Raw genomic sequence first — 26,822 nt, 5'->3', positions numbered from 1 at the left:
ATGTCTTCGCGCGACAGCTCCGCATTTTGCCTGAAAACGCGACGTTACTCCTTCCGGCCGGACAGCTGCTCCTTCAGCGCGGCGAGCTTGGCGAAGGGCGAGTTCGGATCGGCCGGACGGTCGCGCTCGCGGGGGCCTGCGCTCGAGGCGTAGGGACGGAGCGACGGACCGCCCTGGCGGTCGCGGCCCTTGTCGCGATCACGGCCACGGTTGTCGCGGCCCTTGTCGCGGTCTCCGCCGAACTTGCCCTTGTCGCGGTTGCGATCCTTGTCGCCGCCCTTGCCCTCGAAACGACGATTCCTGTCGTCGCGGCCCTCGGGACGCGGCGCGCCGTCCGCACCGCCTTCGCGCGGCTTGCGGAAGTCCCTGCCGCCATCGCGGCGACCGCCGCCGTGACGATGGCGCTCGCCTGGCTTGGCGCCCTCGGCGGCTTCGCCGGGTGCGGCCGCGCCAGCTTCAGCCGCCGCCTGCGGGCGCTGATTGTGGTGACGCTGGTGGCGATGGCGCTCGTGGCGCGGCTTGCGATCCTCGTGACGGCCGGCCGGGCGCCAGACCTCGACCAGTTCGGGCTCTGCGGGCGCGACTGCCGCCTCGGGCGCGGCAGCCTCTAGCGCGGCAGCCTCTAGCGCTGCCGCAGCTTCGGTCGCGGCCGTCTCGGCGGCAGCGGCTTCGAGACCGGGAGCCTCGGGGGACGTCGCAGCCTCTTCTGCCGGCGGCGCGATGCCGGGGGCATCTTCGGGCGTGACAGGGGTCTCGGGAGCGGCTTCGAGCGCCGGCTCCTCATGGGCGGGCTCGTCGTGCGGCTCCATGCCGGGCGCGTCTTCGACCGTCACGGACTGGTCAGCGGCTTCGGTGGAGACGGTCGTCTCCGCCGGCAGGCCGGCAACAGCCTCCGCCGCGGTCTCGGTCGATGTCTCCGCGCTGCCCTCGGCGGGCGGCGTTTCGGCCGCGACCGTTTCGGCCGCAACCGTTTCGGCAACGACCGGCTTTGGCGGCAGCGGCGGACGCTTCTCCATGCGATAGCCGAGCGCGCGCAGCACGGAGGCGAAGTCTTCGCCGGCCGATCCGGTCAGCGAGGTCATCGCCTGCGTGACCACGAAGCTGCGGCCGTCGAAGGCGCCGGCGGGCTTTTCGCCGGGCGAGTTCTCGCGCCAGGCCAGCGCCGGGCGGATCAGATCGGCCAGCCGCTCCAGGATGTCGACGCGCACGGCGCGTTCGCCGGCCTGCTTGTAGCCGAGCACGCGATAGGCATCGCGCGGCAGCTGCTTGTCGACCGGGAACGAGGTGCGGCCCGACGACGCCAGATGCTGCGCGCCCGAGAGCGCGGAGAGATCGACATTGTCCTGCTTCAGCGCCCAGAGCAGCGCAGCGAGCGCGCGTGCGGCGGGCTTGAGCAGGCCGGGGAAATAGATGTGGTAGGCGCCGAAACGGACGCCATATTTCCGCAGCACGGCGCGCGAGGACTGGTCGAGATCCTTCAGCTCGTTCGCGATCTTCGGGCGCTCGAGCACGCCGAGCGCCTCGACCAGCTGATAGGCGATGCCGCGGGCAATGCCGGTGACGTCCTCGGCCTTCGACAGCTCGAACATCGGCCCGAGCAGCTTTTCGATATGCGTCTTGACCCAGAGCTCGAGCCGCGCCTGCACCTTGTCGCGGGGGGCGCCGGTCAGGCGCTCGTCGGAGATGATGCGGATGCGCGGATGCAGCGCGTCGTCTGCGGCAGACAGCCGCGCCACGGCATCGCCGGTCCAGCGGATGATGCCCTCCGAGGTCAGCACGAACTGCTCGTCCGGCGCGTTGCCGAGCTTCTCGGCCCGCGCGTTGATCTCGCCGGCGAGCACCGCTTGCGCTGCGGCCTGCAAGGCTTTCGCATCGGAGCCTGCTTCCGCCGCATCCGGTGCAAAGGTGAAGCCGTCGAGGCGGCCGATGACATGGCCTTCGACGATGACTTCGCCGGTCTTGCCGATTTCAGTATTCAAGCTCGTGTTCTCCCGCAGGCGGCGCATCAATACACTGGTCCGGCGATCAACGAAACGCTCAGTCAAGCGTTCATGGAGCGCATCCGATAATTTATTTTCGACCTCCCGCGCGATCCCCTGCCAGCGTTCGGGGTCTCTCAGCCAGTCCGGGCGGTTGGCGACGAAGGTCCAGGTGCGGATCTGGGCGATTCGGGCCGACAGCGTGTCGATGTCGCCGTCGATGCGGTCGGCCTGGGTGATCTGTGCCTCGAACCAGGAATCGGGAATGCAGCCCTTCCGCATCAGGAAGCCGTACAGCGTCGTGACCAGCTCGGCATGGGCGGCTGGCGACAGTTTTCTGTAGTCCGGGACCTGGCAGGCTTCCCAGAGCCGTTCCACGGCGGCCTTGCCATGCGCGATATCGCGCACCTCGCCGTCGCGGGCGGCGTGGTCGAGCACGCGCATGTCCTCGGCAACAGGCGCGCGCGTCAGCGCCTCGTGGCCGGGGGCGAGGTTCAGCGACACCTGGAGCGCGCCGAGCGAGGAGAAGTCCAGCTTCGAATTGCGCCATTGCAGCACCTTCACGGCATCGAAGGTGTGGTTCTGCAGCGCGTTGACGAGTTCGGGCTCGAACGGCGCGCAGCGGCCCGTGGTGCCGAAGGTGCCGTTGCGGGTGGCGCGGCCGGCGCGGCCGGCGACTTGCGCGAACTCGGCCGGCGTCAGGCGGCGGAACTGGTAGCCGTCGAACTTGCGGTCGGAGGCGAAGGCGACGTGGTCGACGTCGAGATTGAGGCCCATGCCGACGGCGTCGGTGGCGACGAGATAGTCGACGTCGCCGTTCTGGAACATCGCCACCTGCGCGTTGCGCGTGCGCGGCGACAGCGATCCCAGCACCACCGCGGCGCCGCCATGCTGGCGGCGGATCAGCTCGGCGATGGCGTAGACTTCATCGGCGGAGAACGCGACGATGGCGGTGCGGCGCGGCTGGCGCGTGATCTTGCGGTCGCCGGCGAATTCGAGCTGCGACAATCTTGGCCGCGTGATCATGGAGACGCCCGGCAGCAGCCGCTCGATGATCGGGCGCATGGTGGCGGCGCCCAAGAGCAGCGTCTCGTCGCGGCCGCGGCGGTTGAGGATGCGATCGGTGAAGACGTGGCCGCGCTCGAGATCGGCGGCGATCTGCACCTCGTCGACGGCGAGGAAGGAGACGTCGAGATCCCTCGGCATCGCCTCGACGGTGGAGACCCAATAGCGCGGGTTCTTCGGCTTGATCTTCTCCTCGCCGGTGACGAGCGCGACGCTGGCCTCGCCGGCCCTGGCGGCGATCTTGTTGTAGACCTCGCGCGCGAGCAGGCGCAGCGGCAGGCCGATCATGCCCGAGGGATGCGCGAGCATCCGCTCGATGGCGAGATGGGTCTTGCCGGTGTTGGTGGGACCGAGCACCGCGGTGACGCCCGCGCCGGGCACGCGATCGGACGGTGCGCGCTCGGAGGCGAAGGGGGAGGAGGAAAAAGCCATGTCTGGGGATTAGGTAGTGGCGATTGGGGCGAATGTCAGTGCTGGATGAGGCGGGCGAGCGACGCCGGGGTGTCCGCCATGTCTCCGAACGCGGAGCTGGCGGCAAGCCGGGCGATGACGCCGTGGGTGTGGGAACGTCCTCGCCAATTCCCGCGCAACTGTCTCACTTTGCGACGCTTTTCCCGTTCGCCTTAAGCTTCGGAACGACTCTAGAACGAATCGCGGCCGAATCGCTGACTCCCCGTTGAGTCCCGTTCCGTTCTCGCAACATGTCGCGGGACTCGTGCTGGTTGTGCACTAGATGGAGGTTCGGGCCGCCGCACAAGCGGCCGTATCGGTTAAAGCTGGGGACGGCGCGGAGTCGAATCAGAATCGGGAAGGAGTCAAATGGATTCCCGGATCGGGGGCGCCAAAACAAAGAGTGCGAAAACAACCCCATGCACAGTAGGGAAGCCATTGATTTTACAGAGATTCTCTTACCCTCCCCTGGAGGGGCAGGGTCGATCGCGCGCAGCGCGAGCGGGGTGGGGTGATTTCTCCCACGAACAGTGCCCGTGGGGAGAGATCACCCCACCCCGTCGCCCATGTCGCTGCGCTCCCTGTGCGCCGACCCTCCCCCTCCAGGGGAGGGTAAACGCGGACGCCGCTATGGCTTTTACTGCGTCTTGGCGACGCGCGGGGGCTGGGCCGAGGTGATGAAGCTGGTGGCTTCCAGCATGGCGGGCCCGAGCGGCGTCGGCACTTTCAGCCAGAACGGGACCAGGATGCGGGTGCCGGCGACCGGGGCGAAGGCGATCTCGATGTTGCGCTGGGCGGCGAGGTATTTGATCACGGGACGATCGGGGATGTAGCCGGCGACAGGCACGAAATAGAGCGAGCACACGACGACCGGGCCCTTGTACCCCTTCTCCGCCTTCACAGTCTCCATGCGCTTGAAATCGAGCTTGAGGTCGTAGCGCATGCGGCCGTCGAACACCGGCGCGCCGTTGTGGCAGGCCTCCGGCGAGACGGGATCGCCATTGCCGGGCACGCGCAGCAGCGAAGCCGTCATGGGGTCCCAGACGCCGCGGCGATGCGCCTCGGTGACGACGATGCGATCCGGATCGACCGGCGGTTCGGGCAGGATCGCGAAATCCTTCACATTGCCCTTGTCGAGGGTGATGCGGATCTCTTCGGTCTTCTTCTGGGTGGTGGTGGAGGCCTGGTAGCCGGTCGCCACCAGCGCGCCGTTGACGACGCGCCCCTGGCTGGCGCCGGTGCCGGAGCCGCCCGTGAAGGACTTCAGCAGCCCCGTGGTGCCGCCGGCGGCCGCCGCCGAAAACACGTCGTCCTGGATATCGATGTTCCAGGCGCCCTTGCCGACGGGAATGCCCGCCAGCGAGGCCTCATACTGCGCCTCGAGCTTGCCTTGGGCCGCGGCCGGCACCGCGCCCCACGCCAGGGCCAGCGCGCAAAGCACCATCAGCCAGCCGGCCAGGCGCGGACGGGCTGAGCGCAGCTTCTGCGCAAAAGGAGGCGTTGCAAGCACGAAACAATCCAATCGGGGCGCGATGCGCTGTTACTTAAACAAAAAAACGCGGCAAACAATGTGTCCGGACGTATCCGCCCCGGAACTCCCCCTGATATTTCGGCGGCGAATACGCCCTTTATGTGATGGTAAGGCGCGACAATCATTGCCGTTTTGGTGATCGGGCGGTAACCGCGGATGCCCACCTCTCCCGGCCCTCAGCTGTCATGCCCCGGCTCGACCGGGGCATCCAGTACGCCGCGGCTCCTCGCCCCCAGCCGCGCCGCCTCGGCGTACTGGATCGCCCGGTCAAGTGTTCAGCCCGGGGACATGACCGACGGGTGTTCGGGGACATAGCCGACACTTTTTCCGCTCACCAAGTCGATGACACCACCTGGGCGGCGCGAGATCCCGGGTTCGGGCTCCGCCCGCCTCATTGCGCAAGCGCGCAATGGGGGACGACGGGCCAAAAACGGCCCGTCGCTTGACGCAAGGCCCCTTCCCCCCTATACGTCCGCCCGCTCCCTGCAAGGACAAGAGAATTTGCCCCCGTGGCGCCCCGAATGGCGGCCGCAGATCGTTGGGGGTTCAGGATAAGGATTTTTGCCATGTCTCGCCGCTGCGAACTGACGGCCAAGGGCCCCCTCGTCGGCCACAAGGTCAGCCACTCCAACATCAAGACCAAGCGCCGCTTCCTGCCGAACCTCGTCAACGTGACGTTCATCTCGGAAGCGCTGGGCCGCAACGTGCGCCTGCGCGTCTCCACCAATGCGGTCAAGAGCGTCGACCACAATGGCGGCCTCGACCCCTTCCTGCTCAAGGCCAACGCCGACAACCTGTCGCCGCGCGCCCTCGAACTGAAGCGCGCCATCCAGAAGAAGGTCGGCGACACCGCGCCGGCGAAGCAGGCGAGCTGAGATTTTTTGAATAGGGCGGGGGCTAGGTTGCGTCGCGTGGCGTAGGCTTAGCCGAGTAAGAGTTTGCGTTGCGGCCGGATCGGAAGATCCGGCCGTTTTTGTTTTTGTGGGGCATCAAATCAGTGATCGAAGATTGCGCTCAGCTCGACCCATTCCCTTTTTGACAATCCGGATCGCCCAAAATCTACCACTTCGCCTCGCAGGCGCCGCCTTACCACATCAATCGCTTGTGCCGATAAAGTCGCAGCGTTGAGGCGATAGTCTAGGAACGCTTCATAGGTAAGTGGCACCCATTTCTGCAAAATGCTCATAACCGCCTCCGCGTAAGCTCTGATTTCATACTGTGCATGAGCATCTGCTCTCAGACTGAGGAAGTGCAGAAGATTGTGAAGATCTGTCTTCCAATACCATTGGGTAAAGGTATTGAGTGATAAACCAATGCGTGCCAGTTCACGCGCCAAGCTCGGACTTGTACTTGGAAATACGGTCGGGGTAATTGACGCCGATTACCAAGGCCCTTGTTTGGTCTCGGCATGGAATCGAAATATGGAGCACGGGCAGGCAATCACCATCAATCCTGGCGATCGCATTGCTCAGCTTATTTTTGTGCATATTACTCGCCCCCAGATTGAAGTCGTAACTGAGTTCGACCTTTCTGGCAATCGAGGCGAGGGCGGGTGGGGCTCGACGGGAAAATAGGGCTCGCGTTGTTGCGGCGCACCGAGCTGTTACGAGTAGAATCCTTATGGTTCGCTCAAGAAGCGCCCTCTGCTATACTCGCCCCGGTAGCATCACCCGGAGCTGCATCCCATGGAGCAGGCGCACGAGGCCGACCGCAAGCCCGAGCCGAAAAACCTCGTCATCTGCTGTGACGGCACCGGCAACGAGATCAGCGAGAACATCTCCAACGTCCTGAAGCTGTATCGCTGCCTGCGCAAGACCGACAGGACGTCGCCGCGGCAGATGGTGTATTACGATCCCGGGGTCGGCACGGTGACGGAGCCTTCGACCTGGCACCGCTGGAAGACCAACATCAACCTGGTGCTGGGGCTCGCCACCGGCTACGGGCTCGATGACAACGTGCTGTCAGCCTATTGCTTCCTGGTTCAGCATTATGCACCGGGCGACAGGATCTACCTGCTCGGCTTCTCGCGCGGGGCCTACACCGTGCGGGTGCTGGCGGGGCTCATTCACAAGATCGGCCTGATCTCGCCGGAGCAGGCGAACCTCGCAGGCTCGGGCCTCATCGCCTACAAGCAATATTCCGGCACCGGGCGCGGCAATGCTCTCGAAGACGTCGAGGGCGTCACGACCGACGAGAGCGGGCCGCTGCCGAAGGACACATTCGACCTCGCCGCGCAGTTCGCGCGCATCACCTCGACGCGCTGGCCGACCATCCATTTCATCGGCGTCTGGGACACGGTGGCGAGCGTGATCGTGCCGCGCCCCGACCGCCTGTTCTGGCCGAGCCTGGAGGAGCTCGCCTTCACGCTGCGCAACCCCAGCGTCAGGATCTTCCGGCAGGCGATCGCGATCGACGAGCGGCGCTGCATGTTCCGCCTGAAGCAATACCGGGAGCCGCAGGATTTCTGGAGCAACCGCTACGTCCCCGACGAGAAGAAGGTGCCGCAGGACATTCTGCAGGTGTGGTTCGCCGGCGTGCATGGCGACATCGGCGGCGGCTATCCGGAAGCCGAAAGCGGCGATTCGAAATATCCGCTGATCTGGATGATCGAGGAAGCCGCCAAGGCCGGGCTGAAGTTCAACCCGAGCACGGTGAACCAGCTCGCCTTCGGCGTTCCGCGCAAGAACTCGCCGTTCCACTATGTCGCGCCGGCCTACACCGGCAAGACGGGCCAGTTGCACGATTCGATGACGCCGGCCTGGCGCGTGCTGGAGTATCTGCCGAAGAAGGCCAAGTACAGGGAATGGCCGGCGCGGAAGGTCCATTTCGGCTTCTACATCCCCGACTGCGAGCCGCGCGTCATTCCCGAAGGCGCGCATGTGCATGAGAGCGTGCTCAAGCGGATGGCGGTGGAGCCGGACTACCGGCCGGTGAACATGCCGAAGGACTACGTGACGGTGCCGATGCCGACGGAGCCGCGACACGCGGAGACGGCCGAAGAGACGGAGGGCGCGGCTCCGCCGCCGCCCGCAGCGCCGAAGACGGGCTAGGGCGCGGAAACATCAACGTCAGCTTGCCGGGGCACGGTGGAGGTCTTGCAGCTCGGGCGTGACGCTGCCACCCGGGGGCTGCGAGCGGGCGTCAGTTCCGGAGGGGACAGCTTGTCCTTGGCGTGCTCCTTGCGCAGAGTCCCTGGCGTGCGCCTTGCGCCGAGATTGACGCATGGCTGACGTTCGGGCTCAACGCATCATCGCAGCTTGCCGAGCCAGAGCGCGGCGAGCGCCGCGCGGTTGCGCACGCCGAACTTGGCGTAGATCGACTTGACGTGGAAGTGCGTGGTGTTCGGACTTTGGCCAAGCTTCCGTGCAATCTCCTTTTCCGCGTGCCCGTCGAGCAGCGAGAGCAAGACCCGGCGCTCGGCGGCTGTCAGGGCCGCGTTGGCGATGAGCAGACCGTGACTGAGCAGCTGTTGACGGTGAAACCATCTCAACCCCCGCATCGTGAAGCCCAGAAGCTGGCCGTCCTCTGCCGAGAAGCGGGGTGCCTGCGCATCGCGAAATACGAACAGGCGGATTCTCACGTCCTCATTGAGCGCAATGCGCACTGAAATGCTGTCGGCGAATCCGACATCCAGATAGTGCCGGCGATAATGCTCGCCCTCGAACCATTCCGGCGGCAGCGTTTCGAACAGCAGGCGGACGCGGAACGGCTCATCTCCCGACATGGACAGAATCTGAGACAGGTCGACGTTGGCGGACCAGAGCGTATCGTACTGCTTCTGCACCGATGCCGCCACGGCCGGTATCGGGTCCAGCACCCGGACAAGGCGCGGACGCCAGCCAAGCAGGGGATCGGTCCGCTTGCGTGACGGTAATCGCACGACCGCCCCCCACAGCACATTGCGTGCCGACAACATGGTCCGCAGCGTGGACAACAGGTGCGTCAGCGCGGCGTCACCGTCGGAGACCGAGAAGTCGGCCAGCTGATCCCAGAGTGCATAGACTTCTTGATCTTGCGGATCGACAGGACCCGTGGAGAGATGCATGTCATTCCCGAAGCGTGTGCAGGCCGCCGACCGCGCGTGTATCCATAAAGCACAACGCACCACCTTTCCAGGTAGTTCTCAGGCACATCAATCGGCGCGATAGTCGACACGGTTGTCGGGAAGCGGGTCCTCCCACCGTATTGACATTGGCAGGCCCGCCGGAGAGCGAACCGAGAACCGAATGGCTTCCCGGCTCTTTCACCATCCCGTCATGCGCCGCTCCGCTGCAAAAGCGAGCATCGAGCGGTGAATTTCCACGCGCTTTCTTTTCAGCAACGTCATCGCGGACCACACTGCCTCGGGAGGCTTTCCTGCAAGTTTACACGATTGAACGCGGCCCCGCCGACCATCCGCTTGCGCGACTGCCTTTCACGTGGTGGGAGCGCGCCTGCTTCCGGTCAGAGCTGCGCGCGGATATCAGGGACAGATCCGAGTTTCTGCGCGATATCGGCGTCGACGCGTTCGAAGCGCATGCCGAGGCGTGTCGCTTCTTCTGGCAACCGATCACGCTGAAGCGCCCGGCGATGCTGGATTGCGCCCCTGCGACCGCCGCCGTCGCGCGGCCAGCCGTCGATGCCAATGGTTCCAGATATCGCGCTGACAGCGTTCCACGTCGTCAACCGACCCTGGCGTCCTGATCATGAAAAGCACTTCGCAGCCTTCGTCCGCACTGCCGACTTCTGCGTCGTTTCCAATCGCGAATGAAGGGCGGCGCTTCCTGGCTTCCATCGCGTCGGCGCTGCGAAGCTCGCGACGCCTTCAGGCGGATCGGATCCTGCGTCAGTACGCACATCTGATCGCGCATCCCAGGCAATCCGCCGCGGGGCCAACCTAGCAGAATAGGAAACTCGAAAATCCTCGTCACCAGCAGGCCGCGCTGCGGCCTTACTGCAGGAAGCCGTTTCCTTGGAAAGCCTGATCGCAATCTACATCGCATGGATCGTTGCCAAGACCGGCTTGTCGGCTCCTGATCATCCGCGGATCCATTTCGTGACAGCGGCGGACATGGCAATGCGACATGGCTCGCCGGAGAACAGCGGGCTGGAGTTGCAGGCGCTCTACAGCCGCGACGAGGGGGCGATCTACCTGCCTCAGGGCTGGCGACCCGATGATCTGCGACAGAAAAGCACTCTGTTGCACGAAGTGGTGCACCACGTGCAGAGGGCAAACAACATCGTCCTTCCCTGTATTGCTGCCTACGAACGCCAGGCCTACGAATTGCAGATTGAATGGCTGCGGGAAGAAGGAGTGGCCGATCCGTACGCGCTCATCAAGACCAACGAGCTGGGCGTCTACATCGCGAGCGCATGCCGCGACGGATCATAGGCACCGGGTGTCAGAGGGACCCGTGTGACGGGATGGGATGACGGTCCCTCGCGTTGAGCACGGCCCCTGCCGGGACATCACCCCGCTCCCCACGCGCGCCCACGGGCGAGCTTCGCTCTGCGGGCGGGCGCGGTGGGCGCTGCGCGATTTCATCGAACGGTCCCGCGATGCCGAGGTTGCGGTCGTCTACTATGCGAGTCATGGCATCGAGGTCGATGGGGTCAACTATCTCGTTCCGATCGATGCCGCTCTCGAACGCGACGCCAATTGTCTGAAGAACCGCTTCGGCAAGAAGCAAACGCAGGGGTAGAACCTTCTGCCTTCGCCGGCACTTTTCGTTAAAATTCTCCTGCCGGCCTTAGCTGCTTCGCATCAACTCCCCGGCATCATCGTCGCCCGAACCCGCCGCTAGATGCGGAATTGGAGGAGAGTGCCAATGCATCCGCGCCGCCATGTCCGCGTCAAGCCCGCAGGGCTGGTCTCGCGCCAGGCCAAGATCATCACCGACCCGCGCGCGCCGGTGATCCCCTGCACGCTGATCGACTATTCGCCCGGCGGGGCCTGCGTCGATCTCGGCGGCCAGGTGACGATCCCCGATCGCTTCGAGCTCCTGCACGTCAACACCAAGAAGCGCTGCCGCATCGCCTGGAAGCGCGGCACGCGCGTGGGCGTGGTGTTCTGAGGAATGAGCGAGCTGCGTGCTGACCCTCTTCCCTTGTGGGAGAGGGTGGCTTCGCTGAAGGCGAAGCCGGGTGAGGGGTTCTCTCGTCACCACCGGTCTTGCGAGTGGGGACAACCCCTCATCCGGCGCCAAAGCCGATGCAAAGCATCGGCGTTCTAAGTAAACGGCGGCCGAAGGCCGCCTATGCCACCTTCTCCCACAAGGGGAGAAGGAAAAAGCTACTTCCGCATCCTTGCCTTGGCGCCCGCGACGATCTGCATGACGACGCCGGCGAGCCAGCCGGCCAAGACGAGCCAGGTCCAGAGCATGTGCGGGTCGATCCGCAGCACGATGACGAGGACGGAGACGAAGGAGGTGAGCGTGGCGAACAGCGTGCCGGCGGCGCTCATGAATTCGGCGGCGTCGATCTGGCTGTGCGCATCGTCGAACGGCATCTGCGGCGTGTCGATGCCGAGATAGAAGCCGATGCCGCCGAGCAGCATCATCAGCAGCAGGAAGCCCTGCGTGGTAAGCAAGGGAATCGCCGATCCGACATAAGCGCCGATGAACAGCCCGCATGCCGCACCGGCCATCGCAAGGCCGACGCGCTCGAAGATGTGAGCCGCTTTGCGGACAGGATAACGCATGGGCAGCCCTCCATTGCCTCGCCTGTGCGGAAGGTTAGGCCAGTTTCGGGGGGCGTGGAAGCTCAGGGGAGTTACGGATGCGGGAGGGAAGTGAGGGACGAAAGCGCGCTCCACAAATTCCACTGTCGTCCCCGCCCCGTGCGCAATTGCGCACGGGCGCGGGGACGACACTGGTGATGGGGCGCCGCTATCGCGTCACATATGCCGTGGGCGCGACGCGGCCCCTCACCTCGCGCCGAACGTGGTCTTGCCGAACAGCGCCTTCTGCGTCGAGGGCTGCGAGCGCCAATATTGCGGGGGCGCTTCGACCTCGCCGCCGAGCTCGGCGGCGGCGTGCCAGGGCCAGCGCGGGTCGTAGAGCATGCCGCGGGCGAGCGCGACCATGTCGGCCTTGCCCGATGCGACGATCTCTTCCGCGAGCCTTACTTCCGTGATCAGGCCGACCGCGATGGTGGGCAGGCCGGTCTCGCGCCTGATGGCGTCTGCGAACTGCACCTGATAGCCGGGGCCGAGCGCGATCTTCTGCAGCGGCGAGACGCCGCCGGAGGAGGCATCGATCCAGTCGACGCCGCGCGCCTTCAGCGCTCGCGCAAATTCGATCGTCTGGCCTAAGTCCCAGCCGCCCTCGACCCAGTCGGTCGACGACACCCGCATGCCGACCGGCCTGTCGGCGGGGAATGCGGCACGCACCGCGTCGAACACTTCGAGCGGATAGCGCATGCGGTTCTCGAGGCTGCCGCCATATTCGTCGGTGCGCCGGTTGGAGATCGGCGACAGGAACTGATGCAGGAGATAGCCGTGCGCGCCGTGCACCTCGATGGCGTCGATGCCGAGCCGCGCGGCGCGCTTCGCTGAATCGACGAAGGCCTCGCGGATGCGCTTCAGGCCTGCCGCATCCAGCGCCAGCGGGGCGGCCTCGCCCTCCTTGTGCGGCACCGCGCTCGGGCCGACCGTCTGCCAGCCGCCGTCGCTGACCGGAATCAGCTGGCCGCCGTCCCAGGGCCGCGCACTCGAGGCCTTGCGGCCGGCATGGGCGAGCTGCATCGCGATCGCGGTGGAGGAATGCTTGCGCACCGAATTGAGGATCGGCTTCAGCGCGGCCTCGCAGGCATCGCTGTAGAGCCCGAGGCAGCCCGGCGTGATGCGGCCGATCGCCTCCACATGCGTCGCCTCGATGCAGAACATCGCCGCGCCCGACAGGCTGAGATTGTTGATGTGGGTGAAGTGCCAGTCGGCGGCGACACCGTCATCGGCCGAATACTGGCACATCGGCGACACCACGATGCGGTTCTTCAGGGTCAGGCCGCGCAGCTTGATCGGGGAAAACAGGGCGCTCATGCGAGGGGGTTCCGGACTGGAGAGATGGAAGCGATTGCATGAAGATTAGCGCGTGCGCAGCGAAATGCCAGTTGCGCGGCGGACATGGCCCACCGGGACGGGCTGCATTGCGCTGAACCGGATCCGCGCTTCGCTGGTCGGGACTACGAGCGCGACGCGCCCTACGGCTTGATGCCTGCGGCCTTGATCAGCTCCTGATTGGCCGCCAGCTCGCGCTTGACGAGGTCGTCCATGTCGGCGGGCTTCATCGGCCTCGGTTCGAGCCCGAGCTTTGCCAGGCTCGCCTGCATCGCCGGCGTGGCCAGAACTTTCTCGGCGGCCGCGTGCAGCTTGTCGACGATCTCGCGCGGGGTCTTCGCCGGCACGAACACGCCGAACCAGATCTCGCTGTCGGCGTCCTTCAGGCCGATCTCGGCCGGCGTCGGCACATCGGGCAGCTCGGCAACGCGCTTCGGCGTCGAGACCACCAGCGCGCGGACCTGGCCCTCGCGGATCAGCGGCAGCGCGGTCGCCAGCGGGCAGAAATACAGATCGATGCGCCCGCCGAGAATGTCGGCGATCACTTCCGGGCCGGCGCGATACGGCACATGGGTGGCCTCGATGCCGGCGGCGTAGCGGAACTTCTCGCTCGAGATGTGCACGGCGCTGCCGATGCCGACCGAGCCGAACGAGATCGAGCCGGGCTTCGCCCTGGCGGCCGCGATGAAGTCCTGGATTGTCTTCCAGGGCCGCTCCTTCGGCACGATCATGACATTGGCACCGGATCCGATCATGAACACCGAGGCGAGATCGCGGCTCGGGTCGAAGCTCGCATTCGGGAACAGCAGGGGCGCAACGGTCAGCGCCGACGACTGGGCGAGCAGGCTGTAACCATCGGGATCGGACTTCGCGACCGCCGCCGAACCGACCACACCGCCGCCGCCGGCGCGGTTTTCGATCACGATCGGCTGACCGAGTTCGGCGGAGAGACGCTCGAACACCAGCCGCGGCACCACGTCAGCCGCGCTGCCCGGACCGAACGGAATGGTCGCCTTGATCAGCCGCGCTGGCCAGTCTTGTGCCTGGACTTGTGTGGCAGCGGCGATCCAGAAGCACGCATACAGACAAAACACGCGAAGGAACCTGGTCATCGACATCTCCGATCGGGTCGCGCGATCGTTGCAAGAACCGTTCCGGTGCGATCGTCTATTCCGCCAGCGTGAATTGCAGCAGCAACGTCCGCTGCAGCATCGAGAAATTGTCGTCGGAGATGAGGGTCAGCACGGTCTCGCCGCCGGCGGTGACGTGGGCGTCGATGGCTTCCATGTTGTCGATCTCGTGGCCGAGATCGGCGGCGAACAGTGCGGGGCCATCGACCAGCGCACCTGGTACGATCGACTTCAGGGGGATCGAGCGGATGCGGATGTTGACGCCGGTGAACCAGGAGAATTTGCGTTCGAGGATGAGCAGCTCGCCCGAGGGCAGCAGCACGGCATCGCTGATGTCGTAGGTCTCGGTGCGCCGCACGCTGAACTGGCCGGGCGTGGGGCCGCCGATCAGGAAGGCGACGAGGTTGCCATTGGCATCCAGCCCGCGCTCGGAGAACGCGATCAGGGTGCCCGCGAGCGGCATGTTCTGGTCTTTGCCCTTGGGCACGACGACCATCGCCTCGAGCCCCTTGTTGTAGGGCAGCTTGCGCAAGGCCGGCGGCACGCTGATCACCTCGCCGCGGGCGCGCGTGCCGCCCTTGGCGAAATCGTAGCGCAGGATCTGGTTGACGCGCTCGAGCCCGACATAGACGAGGTTGCCGTCGCGCGCGAGCGACTCGGTGTCGTACCAGAGCTTCTTCTCGGTGATCGGCCGGCCGTCAGCACCCAGCACCGGTGCGGCCTCGACGTCCGCAAGGCCGGTCATCTCGCGGCCGGCATAGCGGATGGCGCCGGTGAACCAGCCGCCCTGGTCGGAGATCGCGAGGAAGCGCTCGCCCTTGCCGTCGAGAAAGCGGAGGCCGGACAAGCCGCCGAAGCCGCGATAGGGCGAGGTCAGCACCAGGCCGCTGCGATATTCCAGCGAACCGAAGCGCGTGCGCGAGCGGTCGCGCGGCTCGAAATTTGGAATGCTGCGCGCATTCACCTCGACGTTGACGGGCGCGGCGACGGCGTGCTCGACCTGGAGCGGGCGCGACTGCGGCTCGGCCGCGGCTTGCGCCTGCGCGAGGCGGGAGACTGCAAGAGTGGAGAATCCCGCCGCTGCGTGCCTGAGAAAGCTGCGGCGGGATGAACGCGTGCTCACGAATGCAATTTGCGTCGCGGGCGACCGGGTGCTTGCGTGGGCGCCGTGTTGGTCTCGCTGAAGAGTTCGGCGAGCTTCTCGGTGATGGCGCCGCCGAGCTCCTCGGCGTCCACGATCGTCACCGCGCGGCGATAGTAGCGCGTCACGTCATGGCCGATGCCGATCGCGATCAGCTCGACGGGCGAGCGGGTCTCGATCTCCTCGATGATGTAGCGCAGATGCCGCTCGAGATAATTGCCGGGATTGACCGACAGCGTGGAATCGTCGACCGGCGCGCCGTCCGAGATCATCATCAGGATCTTGCGCTGCTCGGGCCGGCCGAGCAGGCGCTTGTGCGCCCAGTCCAGCGCCTCGCCGTCGATATTCTCCTTCAGGAGCCCCTCGCGCATCATCAGGCCGAGATTCTTGCGCGCGCGGCGCCAGGGGGCGTCGGCCGACTTGTAGATGATGTGGCGGAGATCGTTGAGGCGGCCGGGATTGGCCGGCTTGCCGGCGGCAAGCCAGGCCTCGCGCGATTGCCCGCCCTTCCAGGCGCGCGTCGTGAAGCCGAGGATCTCGACCTTGACGCCGCAACGCTCCAGCGTGCGGGCGAGAATGTCGGCGCAGGTCGCCGCGACCGTGATCGGGCGTCCGCGCATCGAGCCGGAATTGTCGAGCAGCAGCGTCACCACGGTGTCGCGGAACGTCGCCTCCTTCTCGTGCATGAAGGACAGCGGGTGATAGGGATCGGTGACGACGCGCGACAGGCGTGCGGGGTCCAGGATGCCCTCTTCGAGATCGAACTCCCAGGCGCGGTTCTGCTGCGCCATCAGCTTGCGCTGCAGCCGGTTGGCGAGGCGGGCGACGATGCCTTGCAGATGCGCGAGCTGCTTGTCGAGATAGGCGCGCAGCCGCTCCAGCTCGTCGTGGTCGCAGAGGTCTTCGGCGGCGATCACCTCATCGAACTTGGGCGCGAAGGCGTGATATTCCGGCCCGCGCGGCTCGTTCTTGCCGTGCGAATTCGGACGCGTCGCCTCGCCGGGCGTCTCGTCGTCGCCGAGTTCGCCGTCGTCGAACGTATCCGAGGTCGACGCCTGCGCGCTCTCCATCGCGCTCTCGCTCATCTCCTCCGAGCTCGCCTGCGCCTGGTCGGCACTCATCTCCTGCGCGGCGTCGGAATCGGGCGAGCCTTCGGCGCCGGACTGGTCGTTGTCGCCGTCCCGGTTCTCGTCGTTCTCGTCATTGTCTTCGCTGTCGGCGTTGCGCTCGTCGCCGAGCTCGAGTGCCGACAACAGATCGTGCACGGCGTCGCCGAACCTGGTCTGGTCCTCGACCACGCCGTCGAGCCGGTCGAGCCGCTTGCCGATCTTGTCTTCGAGGATCGGCCGCCAGAGGTCGACCATCTTCTTCGCCGCCGCCGGCGGCGCGAGGCCGGTCAGGCGCTCGCGCACCAGCATCGCCAGCGCATCGGCGAGCGGCGCATCGGCGCGATCGGTGATCTCGTCGAACTTGCCGCGATGAAAATGATCGTCGAGCATCGCGGTGAGGTTCTTGGCAACGCCGGCCATGCGGCGCGCGCCGATCGCCTCGACGCGAGCCTGCTCCACCGCCTCGAACACGCCGCGCGCCTGCGGATTTCCGGGCATCAGCTTGCGATGAACCTTGGGATCGTGACAGGCGAGCTTGAGCGCGATGGAATCGGCGTGGCCGCGCACGATCGCGGCATCGCGCTTGGTCATTTTGCGCGCCGGCTCGGGCAGCCGCGCCTTGCCCGGCGCAAGCCCGGGCCGCTCGGCCGCGAAGCTGACGTCCAGCTCTGGCGTCCTGGCGATCGCCTTGAGGCAGGAGGCAACCGAGCGCTTGAACGGCTCGGTCGGCGCTTCCTTGTTGCTGCGGAATTTGGAGTTGGAGGTGGTGCTCATCTCGATCTCACCGTCGTCCCGGGCTCAGCTTGATCCGTCGTCCCCGCGAACGCGGGGACCCATCAGCACAGGAAGCAATTAGTGAGCGCACTGATGGCCCAATCTGCGCAAAACCACGGCCTGTGGTTGGTCGCGACGAGCGCCAGTGCTCGCGCGGCGGTCCCGGATCTGCGCTCCGCTCTCGACAACGCTTCGCGTTGCCAAGAGCCGTGCTTGTCCGGGACGACATCCTACACCTCAGCTCAGCGCCACGTTCACCGCCGATTCCGGCAGCTCCGCGTTGAAGCAGCGCTGGTAGAACTCGGCAACCAGGGGCCGTTCGAGTTCGTCGCACTTGTTGAGGAAGGTGACCCGGAAAGCAAAACCGATATCGCCGAAGATGTCGGCGTTTTCCGCCCAGGTGATCACCGTGCGCGGGCTCATCACCGTCGACAGATCGCCATTGGCGAAGGCGTTGCGGGTCAGGTCGGCGAGGCGGACCATCTTGTTGACGATGTCGCGGCCCTCCTGGGTGCGATAGTGCTTGGCCTTGGCCAGCACGATCTCCACTTCCTCGTCGTGGCTGAGATAGTTCAGCGTGGTGACGATCGACCAGCGGTCCATCTGGCCCTGGTTGATCTGCTGGGTGCCGTGATAGAGGCCCGAGGTATCGCCGAGGCCGACGGTGTTGGCGGTGGCGAAGAGGCGGAACGCCGGGTGCGGCTTGATCACCTTGTTCTGGTCGAGCAGCGTCAGGCGTCCCGAGACTTCCAGCACGCGCTGGATCACGAACATCACGTCCGGGCGGCCGGCGTCGTATTCGTCGAACACCAGCGCGACGTTGTGCTGCAGCGCCCAGGGCAGGATGCCGTCGCGGAATTCGGTGACCTGCTTGCCGTCGCGGACCACGATCGAGTCCTTGCCGACGAGATCGATACGGCTGATGTGGCTGTCGAGGTTGACGCGCACGCAGGGCCAGTTCAGGCGGGCGGCGACCTGCTCGATATGGGTGGATTTGCCGGTGCCGTGATAGCCGGTCACCATGACGCGGCGGTTGCGCGCAAAGCCCGCGAGAATGGCGAGCGTGGTGGCACGGTCGAAGCGGTAATCGGCATCGACTTCGGGCACATGAGGATCGACTTCGGAATAGGCCGGCACTTCGAGATCGCTATCGATCCCGAACACCTGGCGGACCGACACTTTCATGTCGGGCAGACCGGAAACTTCCTCAACTTTGGACAGGGCGGCGGTCGTCATCAATCCTCCGAGGTCCCGGGCGGTCCCGAAACCGGTTATTCGCACGTTGGCTGCGGCTGGGTGCTGGAAAGCAACCTATCAGAGACGAGGGACGGGCAGAAGCCCGCCCTCCAATCAAAGTTCCGTCGTCTTTTCATTTAGATAGGCAAGGAACGCAGTTTTTGGAGGGCTGCCTTGCGAATCACGCTCGAATTTCGGGCGGGGTAACGCCTCTGCCTGCCCAAATGGCACTTTTGCCGCTCGTGCTTACTTAGGTAGGGTCCGACCTCGGAATACTCCAGCCCGCCACAGAGACGACGTGACGTCTTTCCTCGATCCCCTCATCTCCTTCGTCTCGGCCCATGCATGGCTGGGCTATCTGATCCTGTTCCTGGCGGCGCTGCTCGAAGCCGTGCCGGTGGTGGGATCGGTGATTCCCGGCTCGACCATCATCCTGGCGCTGAGCGCCCTGGTCCCGGGCGGCGAACTCAAGCTGCAATGGGTGCTGCTGGCGGCCGCGCTCGGCGCCGTGCTCGGCGACGGCTCGGCCTACTGGATCGGGCACCGCCGCCAGCGCGAGATCCTCAGCACCTGGCCGCTGACCAACTACCCCCGCGTGGTCGCCGAGAGCGAGAGCTTCTTCAACCGCTTCGGCACCTGGGCCGTGTTCTTCGCCCGCTTCGTGCCGCCGGTCCGGGCCTTCGTCCCCGTGACCGCCGGCGCGCTGGGCATGGCGCCGGCCAAATTCTACGCGGTGAACATCCCGGCGATCCTGGCCTGGGCGCCCGCGCATGTGCTGCCCGGCGTGCTGGCAGTGTCAGCCCTGCACGAATATGCCGGGCTGCATCATCATGAACATGTCGGCAAGCACATCTGGATCTTGACCGTGGTCGCCGTGGCGATCGTGCTGGGCGTGGCGGTGTGGATCTATCGCCGGCGGAACGGCCGCCATGTTGCGGCGTCCAAGCCGCAGGCCTAGCTGGGCAGCGACTTCTCTCACTGCGGATTGAGCAACACCCACAGCCGCGCGATTTTTCCACCTTCGACTTCGGCCACGTCGGCTCCGGTCACTGCAATAGGGCCTTGCTCGGGTCCGGCATGCCAGGCCAGACGCGCCAAGCCATGATGCCCGACCGCAACCCCTTCGGGTACGAACCTGAATGTCGGTCCGAACTGCTTCAGAAGCTCTCCAGCGACGCGCGATATCTCCAGGCGTCCCCGAACGATCGTCGTCGGCTCGTACATGACGGGCTCTTCAACGAACAACTCAGCAATGGCGGTCCGCCGCCTGTCCTCGTCCCGCTCGTTGAACACGCGCTCCAGATTTGAGCGGAGCAGGTGGTCGAAATCGGTACTATCGGTTGTCATCTGGGTAGCCTTTCATCATCTCATCTTGTTGGTGAACATTTTCGAAGGGTCAGCCGAACTTGACCAGGTTCAACGCCGGAAGCGGCCCACCAGGAAACTGGGTCAGCCTGCCTCCGATCGCGAGCGAACCCAGATCGATGCCGAAGAATCCGAGCTGCTCGATCAGCGTGCCGACCGCCGCTTTCGCGCCGGCCTCGTCCCCGGAGTAGAACAGGACGCGCCGGCCGCCTTCGCCCGCGGGGTCGGCAGTCAGGAGTTCCGGCAGCAGGTGATTGAATGCCTTCACCACGCGAGCGCCGGGCACCAGATCGGCGAAAACTTCGGACGAGGCGCGACCACCCAGTTCCGCCGGCTTGAACAGCGGCGCCTCGATCGGATTGTTGGCGTCAACGACGATGCGCCCGCCGAATGGCGGCAGGCCGGCAAGCGCATCAGGCAGCTTCGACCAGTTGACCGCGACGAACACGATCTCCTTGGAGGCTGCCTCCTCGCGGGTGCCGGCGGTCACGAGCGGACCGAGTTCGGCAACGGTCGTCGCCAGGCTGTCTGGGCCGCGGCTGTTGGACAGGGTCACGGCGATGCCGTTGCGCGCCAGCGCCTGGGCGATTGCGCGGCCAATATTGCCTGCGCCGATGATGCCGATGGTGGACATGGAATGCTCCGAGCTGTTTGGGATCAGGCGAGCTGATCGTTGGCCTAGAGATGACCCAAACATTGCCCTTTGATTAGGAGGATATTGCTCGTAAGATTTTCAACGATCACTTGTAAATGATCCCATGGAAACACTGGCCAACCTGGAATCATTCATTCGCAGCGCTGAGTGCGGCAGCTTCTCGGAGGCTGGCCGGCGCCTTCTGCTGACTCCGGCAGCCGTCAGCCGCAACGTCGCCATACTGGAGCGCAATCTCGGCGTGCGATTATTTCATCGTTCAACACGGAGGCTGACGCTCACCGAGGCCGGCGAGACGTTTCGCACAGCCATCGCCGGTCATCTTGAGGGACTGCAGGCCGCGATCGCCGGAGCATCGACCGGGCGCGAGGAGCCGGCGGGCGTTCTCAAGATAAGCCTGCCGCCGACATTCGGCACAGCCCATATTCTGCCACTGCTTCCCGGCTTCCTGGCCCGTTACCCGCAGGTCCGCCCTGAGTGGCACTTCGAGAACCGTCAGGTCGATCTGGTGGGTGGAGGCTATGACGCCGCGATCGGAGGTGGGTTCGAATTGTTGCCCGGTCTTGTCAGTCGCACCCTTGCGCCGGCACACATCATCGCCGTGGCGTCTCCAGCCTACATGTCCGGGCGAACGTCACCGACCAGGCCGGACGAATTGGCCGCACTGGATGGCATCGTCATGCGCTCGCTGCAGACGGGACGCATCCGGCACTGGTCGATGCGCGATGTTTCGGGGCGGGAAGTTCAAGCCCCACTATCCGAGTCGATCGTGGTCAACGATCCCGCTGCGATGCGCGAGGCGGCACTGTTGGGCCTGGGCGTTGCCATGCTTGCCACCGCCGACATTCTTCCCGCGCTCGAAAACGGGTCGCTGCTGCGCCTGGTGCCACGCTGGTACTGTGACGCAGGCGCAATCTCGATTTACCACGCATCGCGCAAGCTTGTGCCCGCGAAGACGAGAGTCTTCGTGGACTGGGTTGCCGACGCATTCAAGAAGAACAGGCTCGCCGAACGCTTCGCCGGAAGCCTGAGCTAGCAGGACCGGCAAAGATTCTAGGCTCTGGACTCCGCGGCCCCCGCCCTCCGTCCCGGCGCAGGCCCGACATACCTTGCCCGCGGCCTGATCAGCTTGCCGAACTGCAACTGCTCGCTGGCGTGCGCAATCCAGCCGACGCTGCGGGCCATGGCGAACAGAGCGAGCTCGCTGCCCGCGGGCAGGCGCAGCGCGTGCACGAGGACGGCGAGCGCATAGTCGATGTTGACGAATTCGCCGGTGGCTTCCGCGATGCGCTCCGGCACCTCGCGGGTGAATTTGCGCGGCGCGCCGGCGCGCGACAATGCGTTCAGCAGCGATTGCGCGCGGGGATCGCCGCGCTTGTAGACGCCATGGCCGAAGCCGGCAAAACGCTCGCCGAGCGCGACGCGCTCGCGCACCATCGGCTCGACGTCGCGGTCGACCAGCGCTTTCACGAGCTGCGAGGCCAGCACGCCGGCCCCGCCATGCTTCGGCCCCTTCAGCGCGGCGAGGCCGGCGATGACGGAATCGTAAAGGTTGAGGCCGGTCGAGGCCGCGCAACGCGCGGTGAAGGTCGAGGCGTTCAGCTCGTGGTCGGCGAGCAGAACCAGCGCGCGGCGGATCAGATCGGGCGCATGCTTGTTGTCGGGCGCCCAGGCCTTGGCGATCTGCCGATGCAGCGGCTCGGCCGCGGGCTCGGCGTTGAGCATGGTCGCGACCAGTAGGCGGACGATGCGCGCGCCGACCATGGCGCGGCCGTCGGGCGCACGGGTGAAGGCGCGGGGATCGGCACTCGCGGCCAGCGCCAGCACGGCGATGGCCCGGTCGATCGGCGCCGCCCGGCGCGCGGCCGCCCCGATCGTGCGCATCTCCTCGGATATCTCCGGCTGATTGTCCGGATCGAACGGATCGACGCCGGAGACGTCCCAGAGCAGCGTCGCTGTGTGCTCCAGCGTGTCGCTCTCGGAAAGATCGACGCAATTGACGCCGCGATAGATCGCGCCCTCCTCGGTGATGGTCGAGATCTCCGTGTCCATCACCGGCAGGTCGGCATCGAAGCTGCGCAGCCCGCGCGGCTCCGGCGACGGTACGCGGCGCTCCTTCAGCGCCCGGACATCCTCAGCGCGGTAGCGGTTCTTGCGCGAGTCCGGCGTCGGCTCGGAGCGGATCAGGCCACGGCTGACATAGGCGTAGAGGGTGGCCGGGGAGATCGCGAGCTCGGCGGCGGCTTCCCGGGCGGAGAGATACAGCCCATCGGAATTTTTCATATTGATTTACGTAATCAAGATTGATCAATCTGTCGAGAGGCCCGACCCTTCTGACGTGAAAGGAGACAGGCCATGAACATTCATCTCACAAAGAGCCAGATCGGGCTGGACGGGGTCCCCGCGGCTGAAACCGTGCTGAGCCATGTCGATGGCGAGCGCGGCGAGCTGATCATCGCGGGCGAGCATGTCGGCAGCCTCGCCGCCAAATCGAGCTTCGAGGGCGTCACCGCCCGGCTCTGGAACGGCGCCAGCAAGACCAGCCTGAGCGAAGCCAATGTGCGGGCGAGCCTGGGCGCGGCGCGCGAGCGTGCCTTCGCGCGGCTGCCCGACCTGCTGGCGGCGACGCGCGGCATGGGCATCGTCGACGGGTTTCGCGCAGCCGTCGCCGGGCTTCGCGCCGAGCACGGGCTCGAACATGAAGCGACCATCGTCGGCGCATTCCCGGTGATCGCAGGCGCGCTGGTCCGCCACGCCAAGGGGCTCGAGCCGGTCGCGCCCGATCCCGGCGTGAGCCACGCCGCCGACACGCTGCGCATGCTGCACGGGCGCGCGCCCGCAACGCGCGAGGTGACCGCGCTCGATGCGTATCTCGTCACGGTTTGCGACCACGGCATGAATGCCTCGACCTTCACGACGCGCGTGGTGGCCTCGACGCAAGCCGATCTGTTCGCCGCCGTGACCGCGGGCTATTGCGCGCTCACCGGTCCCCTGCATGGCGGCGCACCGGAGCCGGTGCTGGAAATGCTGGATGCGATCGGCTCGCGTGAACGGATCAAGCCGTGGGTCGACGCGGCGCTTTCGCGCGGCGAGCGGATGATGGGCTTCGGTCATCGCGTCTATCGCGTGCGCGACCCGCGCGCCGACGTCCTGAAGACCGCGATCGAGGCGCTGGCTTCCAACGGCGCCGACCTGCCCTTCGCCGGCGAGGTCGAAGCCTATATCCGCGCCGCGCTGCGCAAGAAGAATCCGGAGCGGCCGCTGGAGACGAATGTGGAGTTCTTCACTGCGATCCTGCTCGACGCGCTCGCCATTTCGCGCCAGGCCTTCACGCCGATCTTCGCGGTGGCACGCGCCGCGGGATGGACTGCACACGCGCGCGAGCAGCAGCGGACGGGACGGTTGATCCGGCCGAGCTCGTCCTACGTCGGGGCGATGCCTGCAGATTAGACGCAAGCACGATATCCGGGCTCGTCAGGATTGACTTTGTTCGGGCCTTTTCGAGCACGCGACGGAAAGGACTCCGCGGCCAGCCGGAACAAAGACGCTGGCCGCGCATTCATGATCGCCCCTACGAATGTCTTCAGGGGCAGTCACGAAAAGGAATGGTAATGAAGAAGCTCTCCTACGCCCTCGCTGCCGGAACGCTGTTCGCTCTGTCGTCACTCGCGGTGCCAGCCCATGCGCTGCCGGCGCATCCCATCGCAAACGCTTCAGTGTCGGGGGACGTCGTGAACGCACGCTATCATTACGTTCCGCGAAGGGTCTGCACCGTACGCACCGTGGTCACGCGCGGCTATCATGGACGCCGCGTCGTCAAGCGAGTCCGTGTCTGTCGGGTGAGGTGACGTTGATGGGGCCGTCCGCTTCCGGGCGGACGGCATCCAACACAGGCGCGGAAGCCTTACGCCTCCCGCACGACCGTCTTCAGATAATTATACGCCTTGATGATCTCGATCAGGCGATCTTCGGTGGAGCGGTCGCCGCCATTGGCATCGGGGTGATGCTGCTTCACCAGCGCCTTGTACTTGGTCTTCACGTCGGCGAGCGTCGCACCGGGACCGAGGCCCATGACCTGGAGCGCCTTGCGCTCGGCGTTCATCACCTTGCGCGTTTCGGCCTTGGGCGGCGCCTCCGGCCCCTTCCGCCAGCCTGTGCGGCCATTGAGCTCCTGGAACATGCTGAACGGATCGAACGCGCCGTCGATCTCGGCTTCTGCGCCCTTCTTGACGCCGCCATTGGCGCCCATCTTCCAGGTCGGTCGGTGACCGGTCAGCGCATCCTTCTGGTAGCGCGCGACGGCGTCGGCGTTCATGCCGGAGAAGAAATTGTAGTTCTGGTTGTACTCGCGCACGTGGTCGAGACAGAAGTGCCAGTATTCGCGCTGGTTCTCACGGCCCTTCGGCGCGCGGTGGCTGCCCTTGTTCTGGCAGCCGGTCCATTCGCAGGCGACCACGCTGTCGCGCGGCTTCGCTTCCGCCTGCTTGCCACGCGGCTTGACGCGGATGGAGTCGAAGAACTTTGATGAATCGATCGGCATGGCTGACTTTGACTACGCAATGCAAAAACCTTCAAGTCTTGACATTGCAATTAGCGTGAGGCCCGGGAGTTGACGGGCCGCGATCGCGTCCCTTAATGGCACTCATGGTCATGAAAGACACTATCAGCAACAAGTTGCAGGAAGCTTTCACGCCGGAAAGCCTGCGGGTCGTCGACGAGTCACATTTGCATGAGGGCCACGCCGGCCATCAGCCGGGCGGCGAGACGCACTTTCGGGTGTATATCGTGTCTGCCGCCTTCAAAGGGAAGAGCCGGGTCGACCGCCATCGCATGATAAATTCGGCGCTCGCCGCGGAACTCGCCGGCGGCGTGCACGCGCTCGCGATCCAGGCGCAGGCGCCGGGGGAAGGGTGATGATCTTCACCCTCCCCTGGAGGGTAAGAGAAAGTCAAAACGACGTTCCGGCCCGTCTCGGCTTGGTCTCCTCCAGCTCGCCCTCGCGTGCCACCGGTGAAATACGGAGCGCGGTGATGCGGTTGCGCTCGCGGCGGAGGACGCGGAAGCGGAAGCCGTGGAAGGTAAAACTCTGGCCGCGGTCGGGGATCGAGCGCGCTTCGTGAATGACGAGGCCGGCGACCGTCGTTGCCTCTTCATCGGGCAGGTGCCAGTCCAGCGCGCGGTTGAGATCGCGGATCGGCACGGAGCCGTCGACCACGACGGAGCCGTCGGGCTGACGGCGGACGCCGGCGACCACCACGTCGTGCTCGTCGGAGATATCGCCGACGATCTCCTCCAGAATGTCTTCCAGCGTCACGAGGCCTTCGACCTCGCCATACTCGTCGACGACGAGCGCGAAATGGGTCTTGCGACGCCGGAACGCCTTGAGCTGCTGGGAGATCGGCCGCATCTCCGGCACGAACCAGGGCGGCAGCATGATGGTGGTGACGTCGATACGCGAGGTATCGCCCTCCGACGCGCGGATGGCTCGCAACAGATCCTTGGCGTGCAGGATGCCGATGATGTTCTCCGACTTGTCGCGCCACAGCGGAATGCGGGTGTATTCGGTGGCCAGCACCTCGCGCACCAGCTCCTCCGGCGGCAGGTCGGCGTTGATCATTACCATGGCGGTGCGATGAACCATCACGTCGGACACGGTCAGCTCGCCAAGGCGGAAGACGTTGTGAATGTATTCGGCCTCGCCGCTCTCGATCTTGCCGTGCACGGCCGACTCCTCGACCAGGCCCTCGATCTCGGAATCCGTCAGGATCTCGTGCTGCGAAAACTCCTGGACCCCGATCAGACGCAGGATCCCGCTCGAAGCCGCGTTGAGACACCAGCTCAGCGGATAGAACACCAGGTAGGAGACATGCAGCGGATAGGCGATCCACTGCGACACCGGCATCGGCTCCCTGATCGCAAGCGTTTTCGGCACCTGCTCGCCGATGATGATATGCAGCGAGGAGAAGACCAGGAAACCCGCCACGAACGAGACGAAGTGCAGCGTGGCCTCCGACAAACCGAGCGGCTGGAGGATCGGACTCAGCAGCGCCGACACGGTCGGCTCACCGATCCAGCCAAGACCGAGGGAAGCCATGGTGATGCCGAGCTGGCAGCAGGCGAGATAGGATTCGATATTTCCCATCATCGTCTGCAGCAGGCGGGCGCCGAAGCGATTCTGCTCGACCATGGCCTTGACGCGAAAGCCGCGGCTCTTCACGAGCGCGAATTCCGCAGCCACGTAAAACGCGTTGGCGGCGAGCAAGAGGACCGCCAGCAGCAGATTGATCGAGATCGAACTCATGTTTGCCTCGCGACCGCCTCGGCATTCCCCGCCGTTGCGCGGGCGGCCGATCTG

The 26,822-nt window shown here is 65.6% G+C and carries 27 protein-coding genes; 11 read left to right on the top strand and 16 right to left on the bottom strand.

The window, feature by feature from the left end:
* Positions 1–44: 44 nt before the first annotated feature.
* Both XH96_RS02975 and XH96_RS02970 read right to left on the bottom strand, forming a co-directional pair.
* Entirely contained in the window at positions 45–3,476 is a 3,432-nt protein-coding gene (locus XH96_RS02975) for a helicase-related protein (protein WP_194390983.1), read from the bottom strand.
* A gap of 655 nt (positions 3,477–4,131) precedes the next feature.
* The gene (locus tag XH96_RS02970) at positions 4,132–4,938 is read right to left on the bottom strand and encodes a DUF3108 domain-containing protein (RefSeq protein ID WP_194394010.1); all 807 of its coding nucleotides are present in this window, start codon (positions 4,936–4,938) and stop codon (positions 4,132–4,134) included.
* Positions 4,939–5,591: 653 nt separating this feature from the next.
* Here XH96_RS02970 and rpmB point away from each other — a divergent pair.
* Entirely contained in the window at positions 5,592–5,900 is a 309-nt protein-coding gene (rpmB, locus tag XH96_RS02965) for a 50S ribosomal protein L28 (RefSeq protein ID WP_028176922.1), read from the top strand.
* 119 nt (positions 5,901–6,019) lie between these two features.
* Here the strand turns inward: rpmB and XH96_RS02960 are convergent, their stop codons facing one another.
* Positions 6,020–6,361, bottom strand: a complete 342-nt coding sequence (locus tag XH96_RS02960; protein WP_371739940.1) for an FAD-dependent thymidylate synthase — start codon at positions 6,359–6,361, stop codon at positions 6,020–6,022.
* On the opposite strand from XH96_RS02960, the gene XH96_RS02955 reads away from it, so the two are divergent.
* Together XH96_RS02955 and XH96_RS02950 are read left to right on the top strand one after the other, a co-directional pair.
* On the top strand, positions 6,339–6,599 hold the full coding sequence (locus XH96_RS02955) for a hypothetical protein (protein ID WP_194390982.1): 261 nt from the start codon (positions 6,339–6,341) through the stop codon (positions 6,597–6,599). The genes XH96_RS02960 and XH96_RS02955 overlap by 23 nt on opposite strands.
* Positions 6,600–6,710: 111 nt before the next feature.
* A complete protein-coding gene (locus tag XH96_RS02950) occupies positions 6,711–8,075 on the top strand; it encodes a DUF2235 domain-containing protein (RefSeq protein ID WP_194390981.1) in 1,365 nt (454 codons plus the stop codon).
* A gap of 197 nt (positions 8,076–8,272) precedes the next feature.
* Here XH96_RS02950 and XH96_RS02945 read toward each other — a convergent pair whose 3' ends face one another.
* Together XH96_RS02945 and XH96_RS02940 are read right to left on the bottom strand one after the other, a co-directional pair.
* Complete coding sequence (locus XH96_RS02945; RefSeq protein ID WP_194390980.1) at positions 8,273–9,070, bottom strand: helix-turn-helix transcriptional regulator; 798 nt, start codon at positions 9,068–9,070, stop codon at positions 8,273–8,275.
* A gap of 398 nt (positions 9,071–9,468) precedes the next feature.
* Positions 9,469–9,690, bottom strand: a complete 222-nt coding sequence (locus XH96_RS02940; RefSeq protein ID WP_194390979.1) for a hypothetical protein — start codon at positions 9,688–9,690, stop codon at positions 9,469–9,471.
* Positions 9,691–9,976: 286 nt separating this feature from the next.
* Between XH96_RS02940 and XH96_RS02935 the strand changes: the two genes are divergently transcribed.
* The 3 genes from XH96_RS02935 to XH96_RS02925 all read left to right on the top strand — a co-directional run bounded on the left by XH96_RS02935 (position 9,977) and on the right by XH96_RS02925 (position 11,078).
* The gene (locus XH96_RS02935; RefSeq protein ID WP_194390978.1) at positions 9,977–10,396 is read left to right on the top strand and encodes a DUF6647 family protein; all 420 of its coding nucleotides are present in this window, start codon (positions 9,977–9,979) and stop codon (positions 10,394–10,396) included.
* A gap of 37 nt (positions 10,397–10,433) precedes the next feature.
* The gene (locus XH96_RS02930; RefSeq protein WP_194390977.1) at positions 10,434–10,706 is read left to right on the top strand and encodes a caspase family protein; all 273 of its coding nucleotides are present in this window, start codon (positions 10,434–10,436) and stop codon (positions 10,704–10,706) included.
* A gap of 126 nt (positions 10,707–10,832) precedes the next feature.
* Complete coding sequence (locus XH96_RS02925; protein WP_165936267.1) at positions 10,833–11,078, top strand: PilZ domain-containing protein; 246 nt, start codon at positions 10,833–10,835, stop codon at positions 11,076–11,078.
* 218 nt (positions 11,079–11,296) lie between these two features.
* Here the strand turns inward: XH96_RS02925 and XH96_RS02920 are convergent, their stop codons facing one another.
* From XH96_RS02920 to cobS, 6 genes are all read right to left on the bottom strand, one after another.
* A complete protein-coding gene (locus XH96_RS02920) occupies positions 11,297–11,704 on the bottom strand; it encodes a hypothetical protein (RefSeq protein ID WP_194390976.1) in 408 nt (135 codons plus the stop codon).
* A gap of 225 nt (positions 11,705–11,929) precedes the next feature.
* Positions 11,930–13,042 (bottom strand): NADH:flavin oxidoreductase/NADH oxidase, encoded by a 1,113-nt coding sequence (locus XH96_RS02915; protein ID WP_194390975.1) that lies wholly within the window; start codon positions 13,040–13,042, stop codon positions 11,930–11,932.
* Between the two features lie 161 nt (positions 13,043–13,203).
* Positions 13,204–14,172: a tripartite tricarboxylate transporter substrate binding protein gene (locus XH96_RS02910; RefSeq protein WP_194390974.1), complete on the bottom strand. Its 969-nt coding sequence runs from the start codon at positions 14,170–14,172 to the stop codon at positions 13,204–13,206.
* Between the two features lie 55 nt (positions 14,173–14,227).
* Positions 14,228–15,313, bottom strand: a complete 1,086-nt coding sequence (locus XH96_RS02905) for an esterase-like activity of phytase family protein (RefSeq protein WP_194390973.1) — start codon at positions 15,311–15,313, stop codon at positions 14,228–14,230.
* Positions 15,310–17,214, bottom strand: coding sequence for a cobaltochelatase subunit CobT (cobT, locus tag XH96_RS02900; RefSeq protein WP_194390972.1), 1,905 nt, complete (start codon positions 17,212–17,214; stop codon positions 15,310–15,312). Before cobT ends, XH96_RS02905 begins: the two co-directional genes overlap by 4 nt.
* A 237-nt stretch (positions 17,215–17,451) precedes the next feature.
* On the bottom strand, positions 17,452–18,450 hold the full coding sequence (cobS, locus tag XH96_RS02895) for a cobaltochelatase subunit CobS (protein WP_061882621.1): 999 nt from the start codon (positions 18,448–18,450) through the stop codon (positions 17,452–17,454).
* A gap of 298 nt (positions 18,451–18,748) precedes the next feature.
* On the opposite strand from cobS, the gene XH96_RS02890 reads away from it, so the two are divergent.
* On the top strand, positions 18,749–19,408 hold the full coding sequence (locus tag XH96_RS02890; protein WP_194390971.1) for a DedA family protein: 660 nt from the start codon (positions 18,749–18,751) through the stop codon (positions 19,406–19,408).
* Between the two features lie 17 nt (positions 19,409–19,425).
* On the opposite strand, the gene XH96_RS02885 is transcribed toward XH96_RS02890, so the two are convergent.
* Complete coding sequence (locus tag XH96_RS02885; RefSeq protein WP_194390970.1) at positions 19,426–19,797, bottom strand: nuclear transport factor 2 family protein; 372 nt, start codon at positions 19,795–19,797, stop codon at positions 19,426–19,428.
* Between the two features lie 49 nt (positions 19,798–19,846).
* Positions 19,847–20,449 carry an NADPH-dependent F420 reductase gene (locus XH96_RS02880; RefSeq protein ID WP_194390969.1) on the bottom strand — a complete coding sequence of 201 codons (603 nt, stop codon included), beginning with the start codon at positions 20,447–20,449 and terminating at the stop codon, positions 19,847–19,849.
* 124 nt (positions 20,450–20,573) lie between these two features.
* Between XH96_RS02880 and XH96_RS02875 the strand changes: the two genes are divergently transcribed.
* Positions 20,574–21,503 (top strand): LysR family transcriptional regulator, encoded by a 930-nt coding sequence (locus XH96_RS02875; protein WP_194390968.1) that lies wholly within the window; start codon positions 20,574–20,576, stop codon positions 21,501–21,503.
* A 17-nt stretch (positions 21,504–21,520) separates the two neighbouring features.
* On the opposite strand, the gene XH96_RS02870 is transcribed toward XH96_RS02875, so the two are convergent.
* Positions 21,521–22,750 carry a citrate synthase family protein gene (locus XH96_RS02870; protein WP_194390967.1) on the bottom strand — a complete coding sequence of 410 codons (1,230 nt, stop codon included), beginning with the start codon at positions 22,748–22,750 and terminating at the stop codon, positions 21,521–21,523.
* Positions 22,751–22,822: 72 nt separating this feature from the next.
* Between XH96_RS02870 and XH96_RS02865 the strand changes: the two genes are divergently transcribed.
* Positions 22,823–23,917 (top strand): citrate synthase/methylcitrate synthase, encoded by a 1,095-nt coding sequence (locus XH96_RS02865; RefSeq protein WP_194390966.1) that lies wholly within the window; start codon positions 22,823–22,825, stop codon positions 23,915–23,917.
* Positions 23,918–24,078: 161 nt separating this feature from the next.
* Entirely contained in the window at positions 24,079–24,315 is a 237-nt protein-coding gene (locus XH96_RS02860; protein ID WP_194390965.1) for a hypothetical protein, read from the top strand.
* A 56-nt stretch (positions 24,316–24,371) separates the two neighbouring features.
* Here XH96_RS02860 and XH96_RS02855 read toward each other — a convergent pair whose 3' ends face one another.
* Positions 24,372–25,007 (bottom strand): J domain-containing protein, encoded by a 636-nt coding sequence (locus tag XH96_RS02855; protein WP_194390964.1) that lies wholly within the window; start codon positions 25,005–25,007, stop codon positions 24,372–24,374.
* A gap of 104 nt (positions 25,008–25,111) precedes the next feature.
* On the opposite strand from XH96_RS02855, the gene XH96_RS02850 reads away from it, so the two are divergent.
* The gene (locus XH96_RS02850; protein ID WP_194394008.1) at positions 25,112–25,381 is read left to right on the top strand and encodes a BolA family transcriptional regulator; all 270 of its coding nucleotides are present in this window, start codon (positions 25,112–25,114) and stop codon (positions 25,379–25,381) included.
* Positions 25,382–25,415: 34 nt separating this feature from the next.
* Here XH96_RS02850 and XH96_RS02845 read toward each other — a convergent pair whose 3' ends face one another.
* Positions 25,416–26,768: a hemolysin family protein gene (locus tag XH96_RS02845; RefSeq protein WP_194390963.1), complete on the bottom strand. Its 1,353-nt coding sequence runs from the start codon at positions 26,766–26,768 to the stop codon at positions 25,416–25,418.
* Positions 26,769–26,822: the final 54 nt, after the last annotated feature.

It is taken from the genome of Bradyrhizobium sp. CCBAU 51765 (assembly GCF_015291725.1).
Classification (GTDB): Bacteria; Pseudomonadota; Alphaproteobacteria; order Rhizobiales; family Xanthobacteraceae; genus Bradyrhizobium; species Bradyrhizobium liaoningense.
The sequence above is the reverse complement of the archived record's forward strand: the minus strand, read 5'-3'. Positions and strand labels throughout refer to the sequence as shown.